Source organism: Deinococcus peraridilitoris DSM 19664 (assembly GCF_000317835.1).
Classification (GTDB): Bacteria; Deinococcota; Deinococci; order Deinococcales; family Deinococcaceae; genus Deinococcus_A; species Deinococcus_A peraridilitoris.
This window is the reverse complement of record NC_019793.1, coordinates 2,456,893-2,475,484: the sequence shown is the minus strand read 5'-3', so window position 1 is coordinate 2,475,484 and position 18,592 is coordinate 2,456,893. Positions and strand designations below refer to the sequence as shown.

General features: G+C 64.7%; 15 protein-coding genes. 9 read left to right on the top strand and 6 right to left on the bottom strand.

Going from position 1 to position 18,592, the window contains the following annotated elements; all coding sequences use genetic code 11:
- Positions 1-28 precede the first annotated feature (28 nt).
- A complete protein-coding gene (locus DEIPE_RS12035; protein WP_015236240.1) occupies positions 29-1,462 on the bottom strand; it encodes an aldehyde dehydrogenase family protein in 1,434 nt (477 codons plus the stop codon).
- A gap of 189 nt (positions 1,463-1,651) precedes the next feature.
- Between DEIPE_RS12035 and DEIPE_RS22315 the strand changes: the two genes are divergently transcribed.
- The 7 genes from DEIPE_RS22315 to DEIPE_RS12000 all read left to right on the top strand — a co-directional run bounded on the left by DEIPE_RS22315 (position 1,652) and on the right by DEIPE_RS12000 (position 9,323).
- Entirely contained in the window at positions 1,652-3,658 is a 2,007-nt protein-coding gene (locus DEIPE_RS22315; RefSeq protein ID WP_015236239.1) for a PAS domain S-box protein, read from the top strand.
- A gap of 170 nt (positions 3,659-3,828) precedes the next feature.
- Positions 3,829-4,425, top strand: coding sequence for a M23 family metallopeptidase (locus tag DEIPE_RS12025; RefSeq protein ID WP_015236238.1), 597 nt, complete (start codon positions 3,829-3,831; stop codon positions 4,423-4,425).
- 87 nt (positions 4,426-4,512) lie between these two features.
- Positions 4,513-5,595 (top strand): agmatine deiminase family protein, encoded by a 1,083-nt coding sequence (locus tag DEIPE_RS12020; protein WP_015236237.1) that lies wholly within the window; start codon positions 4,513-4,515, stop codon positions 5,593-5,595.
- A complete protein-coding gene (gene aguB / locus DEIPE_RS12015; RefSeq protein WP_015236236.1) occupies positions 5,576-6,472 on the top strand; it encodes an N-carbamoylputrescine amidase in 897 nt (298 codons plus the stop codon). The genes DEIPE_RS12020 and aguB overlap by 20 nt, the downstream gene beginning before the upstream one ends.
- Before the next feature lie 107 nt (positions 6,473-6,579).
- On the top strand, positions 6,580-7,452 hold the full coding sequence (locus DEIPE_RS12010; RefSeq protein WP_015236235.1) for a hypothetical protein: 873 nt from the start codon (positions 6,580-6,582) through the stop codon (positions 7,450-7,452).
- Positions 7,453-7,765: 313 nt separating this feature from the next.
- A complete protein-coding gene (locus DEIPE_RS12005) occupies positions 7,766-8,704 on the top strand; it encodes an acyltransferase (RefSeq protein ID WP_015236234.1) in 939 nt (312 codons plus the stop codon).
- Positions 8,705-8,747: 43 nt separating this feature from the next.
- Entirely contained in the window at positions 8,748-9,323 is a 576-nt protein-coding gene (locus tag DEIPE_RS12000) for a 5-formyltetrahydrofolate cyclo-ligase (protein ID WP_015236233.1), read from the top strand.
- A 53-nt stretch (positions 9,324-9,376) separates the two neighbouring features.
- Here the strand turns inward: DEIPE_RS12000 and DEIPE_RS11995 are convergent, their stop codons facing one another.
- The 3 genes from DEIPE_RS11995 to DEIPE_RS11985 form a co-directional block, all read right to left on the bottom strand.
- The gene (locus DEIPE_RS11995; protein ID WP_041230878.1) at positions 9,377-10,576 is read right to left on the bottom strand and encodes a YbfB/YjiJ family MFS transporter; all 1,200 of its coding nucleotides are present in this window, start codon (positions 10,574-10,576) and stop codon (positions 9,377-9,379) included.
- A 173-nt stretch (positions 10,577-10,749) separates the two neighbouring features.
- Positions 10,750-11,136, bottom strand: a complete 387-nt coding sequence (locus tag DEIPE_RS11990; protein ID WP_015236231.1) for a hypothetical protein — start codon at positions 11,134-11,136, stop codon at positions 10,750-10,752.
- Between the two features lie 109 nt (positions 11,137-11,245).
- Positions 11,246-12,418 (bottom strand): nitric oxide synthase oxygenase, encoded by a 1,173-nt coding sequence (locus DEIPE_RS11985; protein WP_015236230.1) that lies wholly within the window; start codon positions 12,416-12,418, stop codon positions 11,246-11,248.
- A gap of 250 nt (positions 12,419-12,668) precedes the next feature.
- On the opposite strand from DEIPE_RS11985, the gene hemC reads away from it, so the two are divergent.
- On the top strand, positions 12,669-13,649 hold the full coding sequence (gene hemC, locus DEIPE_RS11980) for a hydroxymethylbilane synthase (protein WP_015236229.1): 981 nt from the start codon (positions 12,669-12,671) through the stop codon (positions 13,647-13,649).
- An 82-nt stretch (positions 13,650-13,731) separates the two neighbouring features.
- Positions 13,732-15,249, top strand: a complete 1,518-nt coding sequence (cobA, locus tag DEIPE_RS11975) for a uroporphyrinogen-III C-methyltransferase (protein WP_015236228.1) — start codon at positions 13,732-13,734, stop codon at positions 15,247-15,249.
- 102 nt (positions 15,250-15,351) lie between these two features.
- Here the strand turns inward: cobA and DEIPE_RS11970 are convergent, their stop codons facing one another.
- Complete coding sequence (locus tag DEIPE_RS11970; protein ID WP_015236227.1) at positions 15,352-17,547, bottom strand: discoidin domain-containing protein; 2,196 nt, start codon at positions 17,545-17,547, stop codon at positions 15,352-15,354.
- Between the two features lie 652 nt (positions 17,548-18,199).
- Positions 18,200-18,592, bottom strand: coding sequence for a hypothetical protein (locus DEIPE_RS11965; RefSeq protein WP_015236226.1), 393 nt, complete (start codon positions 18,590-18,592; stop codon positions 18,200-18,202).

Genomic DNA, 18,592 nt, shown 5'->3' with positions numbered 1-18,592 from the left:
ATCAATGTCTATGACAACCGCTTTATGCTCAGCTCAGCACGACGGTCTTGACGTACGTGAGTTCTTCCAGCGAGGCCCGCGCGCCTTCACGGCCAAAACCGCTTTCCTTGATGCCGCCGTAGGGCATCTGGTCCACCCGGAAGGTGCTGGGGTCGTTGACGATCACGCCACCCGATTCGATGTCACGCACCGCCAGCAGGGCGTTTTGCAGGTTGTTGGTAAAGACGCCAGTCTGCAGGCCGTACTTGCTGCGGTTGGCACAGGCGATGGCCTCGGGCCAGTTGTGGGCGCGCATCAAGACCACGACCGGACCAAAAACCTCCTCGCTGATCACCCGCGCCTTCTCGGGTACGTCTTCCAGCACGGTGGGCGGCAGGATGTTGCCCTGCACCTCGCCGCCCATCACGACACGACCGCCCAGGTCACAGGCTTCCTGAATCCACTCACCCATGCGCTGCACCGCTGCGGCGTTCACCATCGGGCCGACGTCGGTCTGCTCTGAAGTCGGGTCGCCCGTCACCAGCTTGGCACTTTCCCCCAGAAATGCTGCGCGGAATTCGTCATAGACGCGCTCGTGCACGATCAGGCGTTGCGGATGAATGCACACCTGGCCCTGATAGGCAAAGCTGGTCGCGGCCAGTTTGCGCGCGGCACTCGCCACGTCGGCATGCTCGTCGACCAGATTCGCACTGTTGTTGCCCAGCTCCAGCACGACCGGTTTGAGTCCGCTGGCTTTCTTGATGGCCTCACCGACACCCGGGCTGCCGGTGAAACTCACAATGGCCACCTCGGGCGCGCTCACCAGCAGGTTGCCAAGGTGCGCGCCGCCGTGCAGCACGTTCACGGCGCCCGCCGGAAAGCCGGCCTCCTGCAGCAACTCGGCCAGCATCACGGCCGTCAGGGGTGTCTGCGGTGCGGGCTTGAGAATGACGGTGTTCCCACCGGCCAGCGCCGGGCCGACCTTGTGCAGCGCAAGGTTGAGAGGAAAATTGAACGGGCTGATGGCAGCCACGATGCCACGCGGAGCGCGCACGGTGAAGCCCAGCCGCTGTTCGCCAAAAGCGCTGGCGTCGAGCGGGATACCTTCTCCGGCAAGGTCGCTGGCGGCGTCGGCGGCAAAGCCGAGGTTCTCGACGCTGCGCGCCACCTCGACGCGCGACGCCTTGAGCGGTTTTCCGGCTTCCTGCGCGATGGTGCGCGCAAAGCGCTCTGCCTGGCCCGCGAGCAGTGTGGACGCGCGGCGCAGCGCTGTGGCGCGTTTGTGAGCGGGCCAGCGGCGCAGTTCTTCAAACGCGACTTGCGCCGCGTCCAGCACACGGCGCAAATCGGCCTCGGTGCCGCGTGCCACCTCGTACAGGGGGGCGCCCGACAGCGGTTCGAGCACGACATCGTGCTCGCGGCCGCCCAGGCGCACGCCGGCAATGAAGTGAGGCACCTGCTGAACGCTCGTTTGAGAAGTCATGTCTCAGTGTAGGGCGCGCCGGACGCGCGCAGGCCAAGTCAGGGCAGAAGCCGGCGCGAGCAGTTGAGAGACGGACAAGGTACGTGCCGAACGCCGTCTTTCCGCGACCAGCGTCCTGGAGAGCCTCCCAAATATTAAGTTGTCAAAAGAACAATCTCACTTAACTTAGCCGCTAGATTAAGTCTACTCATGGCTTCCCCGTCAAGTTCGTTGTCACAGGCAGAGTTCGGACCGTTCGAACTGCTGCCACAGATCGTCTGGTGCAGCGACCCGAACGGCGCCAACATCTTCATCAACCGTGAATTTGAGAGCTTCACAGGACGCACGCGCGAAGAGCTGCTCGGCTACGGCTTCAAGCATGCCATCCACCCGGACGACCGTGAACGGGTGCTGGAGCGCTGGCAACAGTCCTGGCTGGATGGGCATCCTTACGAATGCGAATTTCGCCTGCGGCGATTCGACGGCACCTACCGCTGGTTGTGCGCCCAGGCCCGTGGTGTGCTCGATGAAACTGGCCTGCTGCTGTATTGGGTGGGGACCTGCCATGACATTCACGCCCTCAAGACCGCCGAACAACACGAGCGCACGCTGCAGCGCATCACCTCGGCCCTGTCCACGAAAATCGAGGCGGCTGAGGTAGCCCGGATCGTGACAACCGAGTTGCGTGCCGGCCTGGGCGCGCTGGGCGGAGGGGTGTTGTGCTGTCAGGACCGTTCCGCGCCCATCGTCGTCGGTGCGCTCGGCCACGATGCGGCGGCCTTCCTTCACTGGAGCGGCATCAGAATGGAGGGTGGCGAGACCCTGGCGCAGGTGGTGCACGGGGGCCAGCTCGTGGTGACGCAGGCACTGTTGCCGGAACCCGACCCTTCATCTCACGACCCCCTGCTCCTCGCCTGCGTTCCGCTGATGTTCGAGGAGCGGGTGATCGGGGCCCTGGTGGTGACCTTTGGCGATCCGCGTGAACTGCCGCGTGAGGATCGCGCCTTGCTGGAAAAGGTGGCCGCCCAGACCGCGCAGGCGCTGGAACGGTCACGCTTATGGCACGGCGAGCAGCGTGCCCAGGGCGAGCGCGAACGGGTCATGGCGCAGCTTTCCTCGGTGCTGGGTGCTGCGCCGGTCGGTCTGGGCTTTCTCGATCGGCAGGGGCGCTTCGTGCGGGTCAACGAGCAACTGGCTGCGTTTCACGGTGTCAGCGTCGAGGCGCACACCGGGCGCACGCTGGCAGAGGTAGTGCCGCAGCTGGCCACGTGGGCCGAACCCCTGATCGCGCAGGTCCAGCAGGGCGCACGTGCCCTGCTGGACCTGGAGGTGCGGCTGCCCGCCAATCCCACCAGTCCCGAGCGTCACTGCCGCGTCAGTTTTTATCCCATTCCCGGCCAGCGGGACAGTGGCGTGGATGGGGTGGGCCTCATGGTGCAGGACGTGACCGAACAGCACGAGTCGGCGCAGGCCCTGCAGGCACTCAACGCCGCACTCGAAGGGCGTGTCGCCGAGCGGACCCGCCGCTGGCAGGACCTCAACGCCGAACTGCGTGCGCTGACGAGTTCCCTCGCCAACGATCTCGAAGAACCGCTGCGCCGTATTGGCAGCGTGCTGGCGCTCATCGAGAAGCGGGTGAATCAGCAGCTCGGCGGGCAGCTCGATGAGCGGACGCGCTACCATTTCAGCCTGGCACGCGATGAAACGTCACGCCTGTCGCACCTGGCAGGTGATCTGCGGCATCTGGCGCAACTGGAAAACCGTCAGCTGCGCCTCACACCGGTGGCCCTGACGCCGCTGGTGGTGCAGGTCCGCAGCGACCTGGAACCCATCAGCCGTGGACGGCACCTGACGTGGCGTGTACACGAACTGAGCAGCGTGCAGGGTGACCCGCTGCTGCTGCGTCAGGTTCTGGCCGAGCTGCTGCTCAACGCGCTCGAAGCCACCGCCGGACGTCCGGACGCCCTGATCGAGGTGGGTTGCTGGGAAGAGCCAAACGAACTGGTGGTGTGGGTTCGGAACAACGGCACGGGCTGCGAGTCCCATTTGGCCGAGGATCCGTTCACGACGGGCCTGCGCAGCGAGCACGCCGGCCATGGCATTGGCCTGCCCAACGTGCGCCGCATCATGGGTCGGCACGGCGGTCGTGCCTGGGCTGAATTTCGTTCCGATGACGGCGCGACCTTCTTTCTGGCCTTTCCGTCGACACCACGCTGATTCGAGCCGCCTGGCAGGGCCGCATCGTCACGTTCCCGTCTCCCGTCACGTTCCGGGAACAAGCGAAGCGACGGGCGGCCTGACCAAGCGCACTGCCTGACCAAGCGCACTTTGGCGCTGGTCCTGGCGGACTGTGCGGGTCCTCATCGGTCTGGGAGAGCATGAGGCACATGCGCCGCCTGCTGCCCACCCTGTTTACCCTGACGCTGCTGGTCACGCTGGGCTATTTTCTTTATCCCTACCTGAAAAACGCGGCCCGTGTGGCCCAGCTGTGGCGCGCGTCGCCGCCCACAGCGGGCAGCCTTGAGCATCCGCTCCCCGGACAGCGCTTCTCGGACACCTGGGGAGCGGCCCGGGGCAACGGGCGACGCCATGAGGGCGTGGATATCTTTGCTCCACGTGGCACACCCGTGCACGCCACCACGCGCGGGATGGTCATACGGGTCGGCGAAAACACGCTGGGCGGCCACACGGTGATGGTGATGGGCCCCGCGGGATACCGCCATTATTACGCGCACCTGGACCGACCGTCGGGGCTGTCTCCGGGCAGCTGGCTGAAGGCGGGCGACGTGATCGGGGTCGTGGGAAGCTCGGGCAACGCGCGGGGCACGCCGCCGCACCTGCACTACGGCGTCTACAGGCCGTCCGGAGAGGCGGTGAATCCTTATTCCCTGCTTCGGCGGGGCGAAGCGCCGGACGGCACGGGCCCACCCGGGCTTCGCCCCACACGCGGTGACCTGGGTCACATGCCGCGTTCCCCAGGGTGATATAAGGGGGATTCGTGATGCGCGTGAGGCTGGGGCATCCCTGACTCGCACCTTGCCCCTCGAAACTTCGGCCTTCAGGAGAACACCGTGAAGCACCTCAACGCCTCCCCGACCCCGCTCGAACTCGGATTCCGCATGCCCGCCGAGTGGACCGAGCACGCCGCCACCTGGACCAGCTGGCCTGCCGACGATGAGTTGTGGTTCGGTGCGCTCGAAGGGGTCCGCACGGAATTCGCGCAACTGGTGCGGACCATCAGCCAATTTGAGGCTGTGCATCTGCTGGTGCGCGACGAGGAGTCCGAACGCGACGCGCGCGCGCGGCTGGAGGGCGTGCGCGTAACCCTTCACCGTGTCCCCCTCGATGACGTGTGGTTTCGTGACAACGGCCCCCTGTTCGTGACCCGGCCCCGGGAGAGTGGGCCGGACGAGGTGTCTTTTGTCAATTGGGAATTCAACGCCTGGGGCGGCAAGTACCATTACCGGCGCGACACCCTGGCTCCCGAGGCGCTCGCCGGGTATCTGGGCGCTGCCCATTGGGATCAGGGCGTCGTGATGGAAGGCGGCAGCCTGGAACTCAACGGTGAAGGCGTGGCGCTGACCACCCGCTCGTGCCTGCTGTCCCCGGAGCGTAATCCGGGCCTCACCAAGGACGGCATTGCCGCGCTGCTGCGTGACTTTCTGGGCATCGAGAAGCTGCTGTGGCTCGACGAGGGCCTGGAGGGCGACCACACCGACGGCCACATCGACACCATCACCCGCTTCGTCGGTCCGCACACCCTCGTCACCAGCGTCGAGGAGGATACGCGGGACGCCAACCACGCCACCATGCAGGCGAACCTCGAACGCCTCAGGACGTTTACCGACCTTCAGGGACGTCCCTTCGAGATCGTGGAGCTGCCACTGCCGCGGCGCCGCCTGGAAGGACCTGAGGGACGCCTGCCGCCCACGTACGCGAACTTCTACATCGGCAACGGTTTCGTGGTGGTACCGACCTACCTCGATCCCAACGACGAGCGGGCCCTCGACATTCTGCGTCCGCTGTTTCCGGGACGCGAAGTGATCGGTTTGCCCTCACGCGAGATCATTCGCGGGGGCGGCAGTTTCCACTGCGTAACGCAGCAGCAGCCCATCGGCAGCATCTGGAAAGGTGATGACCTTGACGAAAGTTGACACTGCAAAACTCGCCGTCGTGCAGATGAGCATGAGCGATTCGCTCGAGGAGAACGTCACGAAAGCCGAACGCTTCGTGCGGGAAGCTGCCGCTCAGGGCGCCAACATCGTGCTGTTGCCCGAATTGTTCGAGAATCTGTACTTCTGTCAGGTCGAGCGTGAGGAGTACTTCGCCCTGGCACACGACGTGGAAGGCCATCCGTTCCTGCAGCGCTTTCAGCAGCTGGCGCGCGAGCTCGGGGTGGTGCTGCCCATCAGCTTTTTCGAGAAGAGCGGGCAGGCGCACTACAACAGTCTCGCCATGATCGACGCCGACGGGACCTTTCTGGGCGTCTACCGCAAAAGCCATATTCCTGACGGTCCCGGCTACGAGGAAAAGTACTACTTCAACCTGGGCGACACCGGCTTCAAGGCCTGGCAGACCCGCTACGGCACCATCGGCGTGGGCATCTGCTGGGACCAGTGGTATCCCGAGACGGCACGGGCCATGACCCTGCAGGGCGCCGAACTGCTGCTCTACCCCACCGCCATCGGCTCGGAACCGCAGGAAGTCGAGACACCCAACACGCACTTCATGTGGCAGCGCGCCATGCAGGGTCACGCGGTCAGCAACGTCGTGTATCTGGGTGCGGCCAACCGCATCGGTACGGAGAATGTCGAGGGGCACGAGCAGACCTACTACGGACACTCGTTCCTGGCCGACTTCACCGGCGAAAAACGCGCCGAGCTCGGTCCGCAAGAAGAAGGCGTGCTCCTGATGGACCTCGACTACGCCAAGGCGCGGCAGTTCCGCGCCGGAATGGGTTTTTTCCGCGACCGGCGGCCTGAGCTGTACGGCACGCTGCTGACCCTCGATGGCAAGACACGCTGTTCCTGAAGAACATTGGTCTGGCTGACGCCTGGTTCAAGTGACCCTGCGCCCTACTTACCGATCCGCAGCGGGTGGGGCGTAAGGCATGACACAATACAGCGAGGAAGTCGCTGATGAACCGAACCAATGAAACGCCAGTCTCGACCGCAGGCCACACCATCGTCACCTGGCTCACTGTTTTGCAATGGGTCAGCGTGGCCTCGGCCCTGCTGTTCCTGCTGACGGCCCTGACAGGACAAAGTTCCACCCTCGCGCCCGGCCTGCCGCGCTCGCTCGATCTTGCCGTTGCCGGGCTCCAGTTGCTCATGGCCCTGATCTATTTTCTGGTGATTCAGTGGACCAAGGGCTGGATGACAGACGTCCAGCGCTGGGCCACGGGCGAAGGCACGCCCGATAAAAAGCGCCTTGCCCGCGAGACGAAAACGTTGCGAGGCTGGATTCTGTTCGGACAGTGGGCTCCCCTGCCGCTGCTGGTCCTGCTGGGGGCCGGGCTGTACCTGTCGCTCGGGCAGATCGACCCGGCACTCCTGGCCACGCCCGAGGTGTCGAACACCGGCCTGACGCCCGACCAGCTGCGCTCGCTGGCGCAGACGAGTGCGGTACTGGCCCTGGTCGGCGTCGGCCTGCCTTCTTTCGTGATCAATTTCGTGGTGCTGGGCTGGGTGCGCCGCTGGATGACCGGGGTGGCCGACGCGGCACTGGAACGCGAAGTCAGTGAAACCCGGCTGCCCGAACTGGCCAGTTCGCTCGGTCGCTGGTTCACCTTCTTCCAGGTGCTGCTGGGCCTGATGATCGCCATGGTCCTGATCACCCCACTGCTCCCCGCTCCGGAAAACACCGACGGCATGCCTTACCGCCTGCAGCTGCTGGCCAACTTTCTCAGCCTGGTGGCGATGGTGGTGCTGCTGCAGGCGTCAAAGACCTTCCTGGCCGCCGTCACACCCCGCGCGCACGCCAAGCGGCGCGCTCTTGAAAAATCTGCCTGAGCGTTCCGTGGACCAGGCGCCGGGATTCACGTCCGGCGCCTGCTGTCTTGCCTGGCAGCTTCGTTTGGCTCAATCTTCCGCACCCGCATGGACACCCCGAGAACGGCCAGCTGTCTAGGGTTGATCGGGCACAGCCCAGCCTGGAATCCTGCCCTGCCTGCAAAAGCCTACACGGGCCACCGTCCAGAACACCAAAAAGGGCATGGATTCACATGACCCGCGGAACGGTGCCGATCTGCTCCGCAGTTTCAATTGAGACTTCAATTGAGACACGCACCGCTCCGCGTTTTTAAGACGTTGTTAAGATGCCCGCATGCCGTGGTTGCGCGCCCTCTCGATTCCCCATCATGCCCAGAGTGAGTTCTCCTCTTTGCTCCGTGACCTCGACGCGCAGCTTCGTGATCCCACCACCGACCGCAACGTGCTCGTGCGCGATCTGCTGGCCCAGTTCCTGTACGGCCGGAGCTACGAGGCGCTGCACGCCGACGCACCCATTGCGGCACTCAACTGCGACCCGCGCAACGTCACCCTGGAAGCCGAGTACTACGAGGCCACCGACCCCGAAAAGTTCGCGCGCGTGAAACCGCTGCTGTGGCTGTGGAAGAACTTCGATCTGTCACCCGGCGGACAGAGCGCGACGTTCGGCATTGCTTTTCGGGAAGTGCTGGCCCGCCATGTCTTTCGGCGCGTCGGACGCAACTTCAAGTGCTGGCAGCATGTCGAGTTCAGCGTCGGCTACAACATGGACGTCGGCGACGACGTGGTGGTGCACCGCCATGTCCTGCTCGACGACATCGGGGGCATCGTGCTGCACGACGGTGTGTCGATCAGCGACTACGCCAACGTGTACAGCCACAGCCACAGCGTCCTTGACATGCCCGACGTGACCTTGCGCACGACCGTACTGGGTCGCCGGGCGCGCGTCACGTATCACGCCACCGTGCTGGCCGGCAGCGTCATCAGCGACGACGCGATGGTGGCGACGGGCGCTTTGGTACGCGGCCCGATTCCGCCGCATGCCATCGCCATGGGTGTACCCGCACGCGTCTCGCGCTTCAAGGACCGCGCGCCTTTTGAGGGCTACCAGGTCGACAGCCGCCGCGACGCGCCCGACGAAGGCCGCAAGGCCAACCTGGATTTCCCAGGGCCCACCCCGGCCCAGACCCGCACCAGCGAACCGCAGGCAGCGGCAGACCATCAGCGCGATCAGACTCCCGAGCGCGGTCTGGAAGACTACGCTCCCAAGAGCTGAAACGCAGGTACACGCTTCGCTTCGCACTAAAATTCCCGTCATCATGGCCGAGCTCATCAAGCCAGGGCAACTGCGCGACGAAATCTGGGGCACGCTGATGCGGGCGCGGGCCGTCGGCTATCCTCTGCCGCCTCACGGACACCATCCGAACTTCACCGGCGCGACTGACGCGACGCGTGCGCTGCTGGGTCATCCGACGCTGGGAGCACTGCGGACACTGATCGTCGGTCCCGAGCGGGTCCTGTATACCTTGCGCAAACTGGCGCTGCAGCAGGGCAAGGTGCTGTACGTACCCGATCAGCGGCGCGAAGGCTGGTATGTGCGCTTGGAACACCAACCGAAGGGCGCCGAGCTCAAGCACATGTCCAAACTCGGCGAACCCAGACTGCACCCCGAAGACGCGCAGGGCGTGGTGCTGGCCTGTGTGGCCGTCGATCAGACCGGGGCGCGTCTTTCCAAGGGGTTCGGGTGGGGTGCTGCCGGGCTGAAGCTCGGTCTGCCCGAGTTCACGCTGGCCCATCCGCTGATGCTGCGCGAGGAACTGCCTTGCGTGGCCGACTCGCGGGTGGAACTCATCGCTACGCCCGGAAAAGTCTGGTCTCCGCTCAGCACGTCCTGAACGCACGGCGACGAGAAAGCACACAGGCTGACACGCGCCACTCGGATTTGGAATCAGTGCGGTGAACCGCTCGGCGCGGGCGCCTGTTGCCCCAGGGCAATCACGGCTCCCAGCAGCAGCAGCGCTGCCGAGCTTCCCAGGCCCACCGACAGCCCCCCGGACAAATCGGCTGCCCAGCCAGCCAGCACCGGACCCACCATCTGAAAAACCGCGAAGACCACGGTGAAGGCCGCGATGCCCGCACTCCAGTCGTGCGGTGGCAGGTGGTGACGGACCAGGGCGGTGGTGGCCGCGACCACCGATAAAAACGTACCGCCGAACAGCACCGCCGAGAACAGCGAAGCCAAGGTGGAGCTCCAGACCACCGGCAGGGCCGCACCCAGCGACAGGGTGAACATCAGCATCGCCAGCGCCCCTCCACCCTGAACACGCTGCAGCATGCGGCCCCACACCAGCGGTGCCACCATGCTGGAAGCGCCCAGGGTCATCCAGAACAGGGTAACCTGGGTGTCCGTGGCTTCACGCGTGCGCAGCAGGGCGACTGCAAAGGTCATGTATGCGATGTATCCGCAGGCAAAGAGTGCGTACGCCATGAAGGCCGGCAACAGGGAGCGCCACCTCACCACCCGCGGTCCGGTGACCGCGGGTGGGCCGGTCTTGTCCGAAGGGGGCACGGCCCAGGCTGCCACCAGCAGTGCCAGCAATCCGAGAATGCCCAGACCGAGCCACCCGGCGGGCCAGGCACCTGGACCGTACCTTGCCAGAAATCCGGGAAGCACCAGGCCCGAAGTCAGAATGCCCAGGCCACCTCCGGCGTAATAGACGCTCAGGACCGTGCCACTCGACGACGACGGCGCCCTTGACGCCACCCGCGCGGCCAGCACACCCCCTGCCGTGAACGTCAGCGCGCCCCCCAGCCCGGCCAGGGCGCGAATACACAAGAGCCACACGAGCGACGTGCTCGGCGCGGTGCACAGCAGCGCGACGGCCGTCATCAGCATGCCCCCCAGAAAAACCGCTCTCGCCGGTACCCGGGCAAGCAGCCCGGCCGAAAGAATGGCCCCCAGCAGGTAGCCGGCGGCGTTCGCGGTGTTCAGGCTGCCGGCCGTGGTGTAGGACCAGCCCAGATCAGCGCGCATGGCCGGCACGAACAGCGCATAGGCAAAGCGGGCGAAGCCCAGGGCCACGACCACACCCAGCGCCAGACCAAATGCCGAAAGGAGTGGTGAAGACCTGCCGGGGGACAGCTGCATTCCGGAGCGCCCGCTCATACGATTCGCTTGCCGGCGGGAACACGAGAGGCTGGCGTGGCCGCCCGAACAGAACTCATGACCTCACGGTACAGGACTTGACGACGGCGGCCACCAGACCCGCCTGTGGCCGCCGGACACTCACACAAGAAGGTGCTGGCCCTGCACCCGCGGCATCACGACATGGAGTGGAGCTGATCGTTGAGCGCGGCTTCCATACCGATCACGGCTTCGCGGACGCTGATCGAAAAGATTCCGGCCTCGTTGCGCTCAAACGCTTCCCGCCACGTCCGGTAGCCTTCCAGATCGAGCACCTCGGTGAGAAACCCGTCCAGATGCAGCACGCTGCCACGTACGGCCTCCTCATTGAAGGGCAGGTGTCCGATGGTGTCGGACACTCCACTCTGGGAACGCGGGTTCTGCAACCGCAGGCCCAGCACCGCCACGTGCACGATGGTGCCCAGGTTGGCGTCATGCTCGACTTTCAGGACCACCAGGCGTGAACCGTCGTCCTGAGGACGCGCGCGGTACTGCCAGACCTGACCGGCGGCAAAAGGCGGCATGGGTTCAGTGTAATTCGCTTCGCGCGGCTTGCCCTGAAGCAAACACAAGCCAAGTTTGAATGAAATTCACCCCCATCGGCACACAAAGTGCTCATGCACTGGCTGACACTCAGGGGTCTCGGGGAACATGAAAGGGACACCGGGCAGGCGCCTGGCGCCGTGAAGGCGCCCACAGACGGGTTTGCGGATAAAAGTTCGGGTTGTCGTGGCGGTCTTCGTAGCGTCGGTGATACACCGGCGTGGTGGCAGGCGAAAGTGGCGGGACGAGCCAGCTCCAGCGGCCTGCCACCCGACGGCCTGCCTGGCGCTCGCGCTCCTCGAAGCGCACGAAGTGACGCGTGACCGTGTGGTGATCGCTGATCTTGACCCCAGCCGCATCAAAGGAGTGCAACACCGCGACGTTGAGCTCCACCAGCGCGCGGTCCTGCCAGAGCGTGCGTGCCCGACGAGTATCGAGGCCCATCCCCCGCGCGACGGCGGGCAATTGATGGTAACGGTCCGCGTCGGCCAGATTGCGCGCCGCAATTTCGGTCTGCAGGTACCAGCCGCTGAAGGGCGCGCAGGCAAAACGGAGCCCGCCCATTTCCAGGCGCAGGTCGCTGATCACCGGCAAGGCATGCCACTTCAGGCCCAACTCCGTAAACCAGGCAAAGTCCGGGTGCGAAAGGGGCACCTCCCGTACCGCGTCTGCGGGCAGCTCGTAGAACTTTACGCTGCCGTGGGACTCGATGGCGATGGGCAACACGTCGAACGGCGTGCCAGGTCCGCCCGACCAGCCCAGGTGCTGCAGATACCGGGTCAGCTCGGCATTTTTCGGGTCGCCCAGCACTGTTCCATCGGCCTGACAGTACCCGGCGTAGCGGATGAGCTGGTCGTTGACGACGCGCACTCCCGGCCCGAAGACGCTCATGAGCGCCCGAATCTGGCCACCGTTCCAGGCGTCGTGCAGATGAGTCACCAGATGTGCAAAGACCTCGTCGGGCCGGGTCACGGTGCGCAGATCGCGCACTACCAGCGACGGCCAGTACGAACGGCCCACACAGCGGGCGCTGTTGCGCCAGGCCAGCTTGGCCCCGTAAGTCAGCTCTGCGCTGGTGGGCGTCCAGCATGCGGTGCGCTGAATCTCGGCTCGCACCTCGCTCCAGCGCGCCGCCCAGCCGCTCCAGCCCTGCTCCGCATAGACCACGCGGAGGAATCGTCGCGCTTCTCGGATCAGAGACTCGCCCGAAGGTACGCCCTGATGACCGGGATCAGGCGAGAAATCGGCTCGGCGGGCTTCCACGGAAGAAGTCTGGCCAGCATAGAGCGGCAAAATGTCCCGACGGCAAGCCCAGCCGTGAGATTGTAGCCCACACCAATATGCGGGCGGCGCAGTGGTCGCCAGGTCGGTGGCCCCAGGAGCCAGTTGGGCACTTGGCCGCTTTTTTGGGAAGAACTCCCTATAATGTCCGAGTTATGCGCCCCATTGCCGAACCGCGCGGCTTTCTCCAGCCGGAATCGAATCTGCGTCCCACGCCCGCGAGCGTGACGCCATGACCGGCTTTGGCAGCGACGCAGGCCCGACGAGCAGCTCCCGCAAACGTGCGATCACCATTGGCACCCGCGGCAGCGCGCTCGCCCTCGCCCAGACCCGCTGGGTGGTGGCACGGCTGAAAGAGGAGTGGCCCGAAACCGAATTTCGCATTCAGACCATCCAGACCCACGGCGACAAGGACCGCCGTTCACTTTCACAGGCCGTGAAAGGTGACAAGGGATTTTGGGTCGGAGAAATCGAGCAGGCCCTGCTGGCCAGCCGTATTGACATCGCCGTGCACAGCCTCAAGGACCTGCCGACCGAGCAGCCCGAAGGCCTGGAAGTCTCGTCGGTCCCCAAGCGCGTGGACGCCCGCGACGTATTGATTGGAAAAGAAGGACTCAAGAGCCTCGGCGCCCTGCCTCCCGGGGCGCGCATCGGTACGTCGAGCATTCGCCGCAAGGCCTTTTTGCGGGCTTTCCGACCGGATCTGGAAGTCAAGGACCTGCGCGGCAACGTCGATTCCCGGATCGCCGCCCTGGCCGGTGACGAGTACGACGCGATCATCCTGGCCGCTGCCGGGCTGATCCGGCTGGATTTCCGCAACCGCATCGACGAGTTCGTGGCGCCCGACGTGCTGCTGCCGGCCCCCGGTCAGGGCGCCCTGGCGCTCGAAACGCGCAGTGACGACGATCTCTCGATCGAACTGGCCTACGCCATTCACGACCGCGCGACCGACGACCGTACAGTCGCCGAGCGTGAGTTTCTGGCGGGTCTGGGTGCCGGCTGCATGGCCCCGGTGGGCGCGCTGGCCAACATCAAGGGGGGCACGCTCACGCTGGAAGGCTGGATTGGCAGCCTGGACGGAACCACGGTCATCAAGGCCACCATCGAGGGCGATCCTGAGGAGTGTGCCGACCTAGGCGCGCAGCTGGCCGAGGACATGCTGGCGCAAGGCGCGGGTCCCCTGATCGCCGCGGCCAAAGCCGAACTGTCCTGAAGGCAATACGGCTGAGAAGATCGCCGAATCGGCGATCTTCTCAGCGCATTTGTCCCGGCGCAAGGACGCTAGGCTGAAAACCATGACGGCCCAAGCGCGTGACGACGACCCGACATTCCGGCCCTCGCGGGCATTCGTTTCCCTGATCGGTGCGGGTCCTGGTGACCCGGGTCTGCTCACGCTGCGCGGCAAGGCCGCCCTGGAAGCGGCGGATGTGGTCCTCTACGATTACCTCGCGGCAGGCGAACTGCTGCAGTTCTGTCCGCGGGCCGAGCGCATCGATGTCGGCAAGAAAGGCTACAGCGAGTATGTGTCGCAGGAGGACATCAATGCGCTGATGGTTCTCAAGGCCCAGCAGGACGGTGGCAAGCGCGTCGCGCGCCTCAAGGGCGGCGACGTGTTCGTCTTCGGGCGGGGCGGTGAGGAAGCGCAGGCGTGCCGGGCTGCGGGCGTGCCTTTCGAGGTCGTTCCGGGTGTAACGAGTGCCATCGCCGCGCCCGCGTACGCGGGCATTCCGGTGACGCACCGGGGGCTGGCTTCTTCGTTTGCGGTCATCACCGGGCGGGAAAAGGAAGGAGACGCCCTTTACGGCAACCTGTCCGGCGTGGACACGCTGGTGCTGCTGATGGGCGTGCGCAATCTGGACAGCGTCGCTCAGAAGCTGATCGACACCGGTCGCTCGCCGGCTACGCCCGCAGCCACCGTGCAGTGGGGCACCACTTCCCGACAGCGGGTCGCGCGCGGCACGCTGTCGACCATTGCCGAGGAAGTCGCGCGCGCCGGGCTGGAGGCGCCCGCCGTGACCGTGGTGGGCGAGGTCGCCAGCCTGCGCGACACGCTGCAGTGGTTTGACACCTCTCCCCTGTTCGGCAGGACGGTCGTGGTGACCCGCACGCAGGAGCGCAACAGCGCCCTCGCCGATGTGCTGCGCCTTCGTGGCGCGCAGGTGGTGGAACTGCCGCTCATTCGCCACGAGAAAACGGGAGATCCGGGCACGCTGTACCGCGCGCTGTCGCAGCTTCACTCGTTTGATTGGACGTTGCTGACCTCCCAGCAGGCCGTCCACGAACTGTTCTGGCACCTGGAAGAAATGGGACAGGACGCCCGCGCTTTTGGTCGTGGCCGCGTGGCCGCGGTGGGGCCGGCCACCGCGCGGGCCCTGGAGGCACGCGGCATCCGTGCGGACTTCACGCCCGCGACCCCCGGCGCGGCGCACCTGGGACGTGAGTTGCCCGCCCGCCCGGGTTCACGCCTGCTGCACCTGGCGTCCCACCGGGCCGAGGACGCCCTGGAAGAGGCACTGAGCGCGCGGGGGCTGAACGTGGAGCGCGTGGAACTCTACCGCACCGAGCCACGCGAGCCCGACGAGGCGGCCCTGCGGGCCCTGCACAGCGCGGACGTGGTGACCCTGGCTTCAGGCAGTGCGGCGCGCGCGCTCGCAGAGGTGGCCGGTACGAAGTACCGGGTGGCGGTGATGGGACCGCAAACCGAGAAAGCCGCGCGCGAGGCGGGCTTCTCGGCGATCACGCTGGCACGCGAGGCCAGCCTGGACGCGCTCGCTGACGCTGCAGCGCAGGTGGTGACCGCCCGTTTCGAGTAATTATGGTGTGAGTTCGCGTTATTGAAAGAGAAAGCCGAAGACCAAGGTCTTCGGCTTTCCTCTTTCGGGGCGCGGTGTGATGGAGGCTGGGGTCCCGGAGGGTTACTGGGGGAAGACGCCGGCGGAGGGCAGTGGGGCGCCGAGCAGACGGGTGAAGTCGAGCGCGGCGGGGCTGGTGAACTTGGGATCGCCCCAGAAGCTGCTTCCGATGCGGTTGCGGTCCTTGACACCGGCGATGGTGACTTTGTACTGACCGTCAAGCTGCCAGAAGACGTTGTTGCTCTGGTCAAAGGCGCCGTCGGTCCAGAGGGTGTCTTTGGTCGCACCGGCACGCGTGACGATCACGTTGTTGTGCATGGACAGGATGTCAGGAGCGCAGCCTTCACCGCAGAAGACACCCAGGTTGCTGTTGTAGACGGTGTTGTTGTTGAAGACCGTTCCGGGGTTCGCGCCCCAGCTGCTCTTGCGTCCACGGATGACGAGCGCTTCACCACGCCCGTTGGTGTTCATGGGCGCGTAGAGGTTGAATTCGAAGCGGTTGTTGCTGGCCCACTTGCTGCTGTTGCCGCCCAGTTCAGTGAAGGTGGTGTCGTTGATCGAGGTGTTGTGGTGCATGTTGTTGTTGCTGCCCTTGTAGATTTCCAGCGAGGCACCTTCGACACCGTAGTCTTCGCTGCAGGCGGTGTTGCCTTCGAAGTAGTTGTAGGCGATCTCGTTGTTGTCCCCGTTCAGGAGCACACCCCAGGCGCCACTGTCGTCGTCGTACTTCTGCGCGGGAGGGGTGTTGGCGCTCATGATAGTGTTGTTCACCAGGCGGTTGTGGAACGCGTTGTTGTTGCTGGAGCCTTCGGCGAAGTGAATCGCGGCGGTCAGGCCGGTTCCGAGGCTGTGGCGCACGGTGTTGTCGCTCGACCCGCTGGCAAACATGAAGCCAGTGCGCCAGCCCATCGGCGTGGTCTTGCAGTTGACGGCATTCGGGTTGGGGCCGGGAATGCTGTTGGTGGTGACCTGCAGGTGCTCGAGCACCTGGAACTGACCGCTGATGTTCACCGAGGTGCTGCCGCTGCGAATCCAGGGGTTGGCGCCTTCGCCGTACGCACCGATGGTGATCGGGTTGGTGCTGGTGCCGCTCCACTTGGCGCTCAGGGTACCGCTGTAGCTCGTGCCGCGCTTGAAGAGCAGCGACTCACCGGGAGCAAGTACGGCCGCGTTGGCTTTACTGAGGCTCTTCCAGGCCGTTGCGGGAGTCAGGCCGTCGTTGCTGTCGCTGCCGTTGGCGCCGTCGACGTAAAAGGACTTGAAGGTGGGCAGCACGGGCGCCGGGGCCGGTGCGACTTCGACGACCGGAGCCACGTACAGGCCGGTGGGGCTGGTCGTGGTAAAGCTCACTTCGGTGTAGGCAGCGGCGGTGTTTTCGGTGTTGCCGAGGTTCACGACGCGCAGGTAGCGGGCGCCCGTGGCCGGAAAAGTGAAGGTCTGCGCAGCGAGGGTGGTGCCCGAGGACTGCCCGTTCGTGATGACCTTGGTCCAGGAAGCCGCGTCCGCGCTGACTTCGACGTCGAAGCTGGCCTTACGGACGTTGCCCTTCAGGAAGGCGATCGAAACGTTGTCGAGTGTCGTGCTCTTGCCGAAGTCATAGCGAACCCACTGGCCCACGCCGTTGGCACTCCACCAAGTGTCGAGTTTGCCGTCAACACTATTGGCGGCCGGGTAGCCCGAGTTGGCGGCACTGGCGCTCACGGCGGCGGGAATCAGGGCTTCGACTTCCAGGAAACGCACTTCGGTCAGGCTGATGGCCGTGTTTTCGGTGTTGCCGAGGTTCACGATGCGCACGAAGCGGGCCGAGGTGGTGCCGGGGAAATCGAACGACTCGAGGGCGTCGGTGGTGCCGCTCGACTGGGTGCCTGCCAGCACTTTGGACCAGGTCGTGCCGTCGGCGCTGACTTCTACGTCAACGGTGGCCTTACGGTTGGCGCCGCGGTAAAAGGCAATCTGAATTCCACCCACGCTGCGCGCCTCACCAAGGTCGTAGCGAATCCACGAACCCAGACCGTTCGCACTCCAGCGTGTTGCCAAGTCACCATCAATGCTTTGCACGGGTGCGTAACCGGTGTTGCTGGAGCTGGCTTCGACGCCGACAGTGTTGAAGGCCAGCGTGCTCACCGTCTGCTGATGAGCGGCACTGGGCACCGGGGCGCTGGTCGATCCACAGCCGGCGAGGAGCAGGGCGCAGCTGAGCAGTCCACCGATGGTGGCGAAGCGCGTGGAAGTGAAGGCGGAAGCAGCGGTTTTTGACATGAGAGACCCCTCTTGATGGAACTCAAGACTGTAGAAATCGGAGTTGTGTCGGACGAAAGCCGGTCGCACCAATGGCTCGACTCGTTCCAGGTGCCCGTGGTTACGGAACGAGGGTCGTCGCCTCTGTTCGTCAGAGAAGTCTCTGCTAAGAACAAGATGAGGTTACAGGTTAACCTCAACTTAATGCAAGTACTAATTTGTCCTAATTTGTTTTTGTGCAGCGACTCTCATCATAAATTTGAAATAACTCACACCCGAAGCGGCTGTTTTGCACATATTGCTCATAAAACGCCGACTTTTATTTGAAAAACGCACACATTGTGAGAGTGTGAGCTTTTACGCAGTGCAGTAAAGTATGACAGAACTTTACAGCGCCTTCACAAAGCAATCAGCCGTGGCCATCGCTGCCCGGAGCGGGGAACGGGTGAGTACCTGCAGTGGCAGGATGAAAGAGCCAGTCCCGGGTAGCCAACCCAACTGTCTACCGCTTCAGTTCTTCCGTCCTGGGAACAACACCCAGAACTCCAGAACCCAGCGGCAGACACGCTTCCCCGACTCGCCTCCGCCCGCCCCACGTGTTGGGAGAACACCAAAACTCAAGTGGGAGCTACTTAGCTGACAGCCTGGCACGGCCCCTGAGGCTTCCAAAGGGTCAGTCGCTGTACTCTGCCAGTTCCAGTGAGATGGCCTCTCCCAAATCCAGTCCCAGCAGACGACTGAATTCCCGCGAGAGTTCGGCAAGCGGCCGGCGCTTTGCCTTGGGTAGGGTATGAATCTGGTAATGCGCCAGTCTTTTGTGAAAGGCCACGATGGTCAGGTAGTCCAGCGCGTCCTGCGAGGGCACGGTCAGGCGCTCGCTCGCCACCTGCCTGCCTGCTGCCGCATCAAGGCGCGCTCCTGTGGCAGCACAGTACGTAAAGCCGCCCCGTACGGTAACAATCCGGTCATCGTGCGCTTCCACGCGAGTCAGTCGCCAGGGCCGACCCAAGCGCTCTACGATGACGAAATCATTCTCCTTGACATTGTCCAGGGTCCGCCGGGCCAT

Excerpts from the sequence above, each read along its gene's own strand:
- cobA (WP_015236228.1), top strand. The coding sequence starts at position 13,732 with ATGACGGCCCAAGCGCGTGACGACGACCCGACATTCCGGCCCTCGCGG.
- DEIPE_RS12000 (WP_015236233.1), top strand. The coding sequence starts at position 8,748 with ATGGCCGAGCTCATCAAGCCAGGGCAACTGCGCGACGAAATCTGGGGC.
- DEIPE_RS12025 (WP_015236238.1), top strand. The coding sequence starts at position 3,829 with ATGCGCCGCCTGCTGCCCACCCTGTTTACCCTGACGCTGCTGGTCACG.
- DEIPE_RS11970 (WP_015236227.1), bottom strand. The coding sequence starts at position 17,547 with ATGTCAAAAACCGCTGCTTCCGCCTTCACTTCCACGCGCTTCGCCACC.
- DEIPE_RS12035 (WP_015236240.1), bottom strand. The coding sequence starts at position 1,462 with ATGACTTCTCAAACGAGCGTTCAGCAGGTGCCTCACTTCATTGCCGGC.
- DEIPE_RS11965 (WP_015236226.1), bottom strand. The coding sequence starts at position 18,592 with ATGGCCCGGCGGACCCTGGACAATGTCAAGGAGAATGATTTCGTCATC.
- hemC (WP_015236229.1), top strand. The coding sequence starts at position 12,669 with ATGACCGGCTTTGGCAGCGACGCAGGCCCGACGAGCAGCTCCCGCAAA.
- DEIPE_RS11995 (WP_041230878.1), bottom strand. The coding sequence starts at position 10,576 with ATGCAGCTGTCCCCCGGCAGGTCTTCACCACTCCTTTCGGCATTTGGT.
- DEIPE_RS22315 (WP_015236239.1), top strand. The coding sequence starts at position 1,652 with ATGGCTTCCCCGTCAAGTTCGTTGTCACAGGCAGAGTTCGGACCGTTC.
- aguB (WP_015236236.1), top strand. The coding sequence starts at position 5,576 with ATGACCTTGACGAAAGTTGACACTGCAAAACTCGCCGTCGTGCAGATG.
- DEIPE_RS12010 (WP_015236235.1), top strand. The coding sequence starts at position 6,580 with ATGAACCGAACCAATGAAACGCCAGTCTCGACCGCAGGCCACACCATC.
- DEIPE_RS11990 (WP_015236231.1), bottom strand. The coding sequence starts at position 11,136 with ATGCCGCCTTTTGCCGCCGGTCAGGTCTGGCAGTACCGCGCGCGTCCT.
- DEIPE_RS12005 (WP_015236234.1), top strand. The coding sequence starts at position 7,766 with ATGCCGTGGTTGCGCGCCCTCTCGATTCCCCATCATGCCCAGAGTGAG.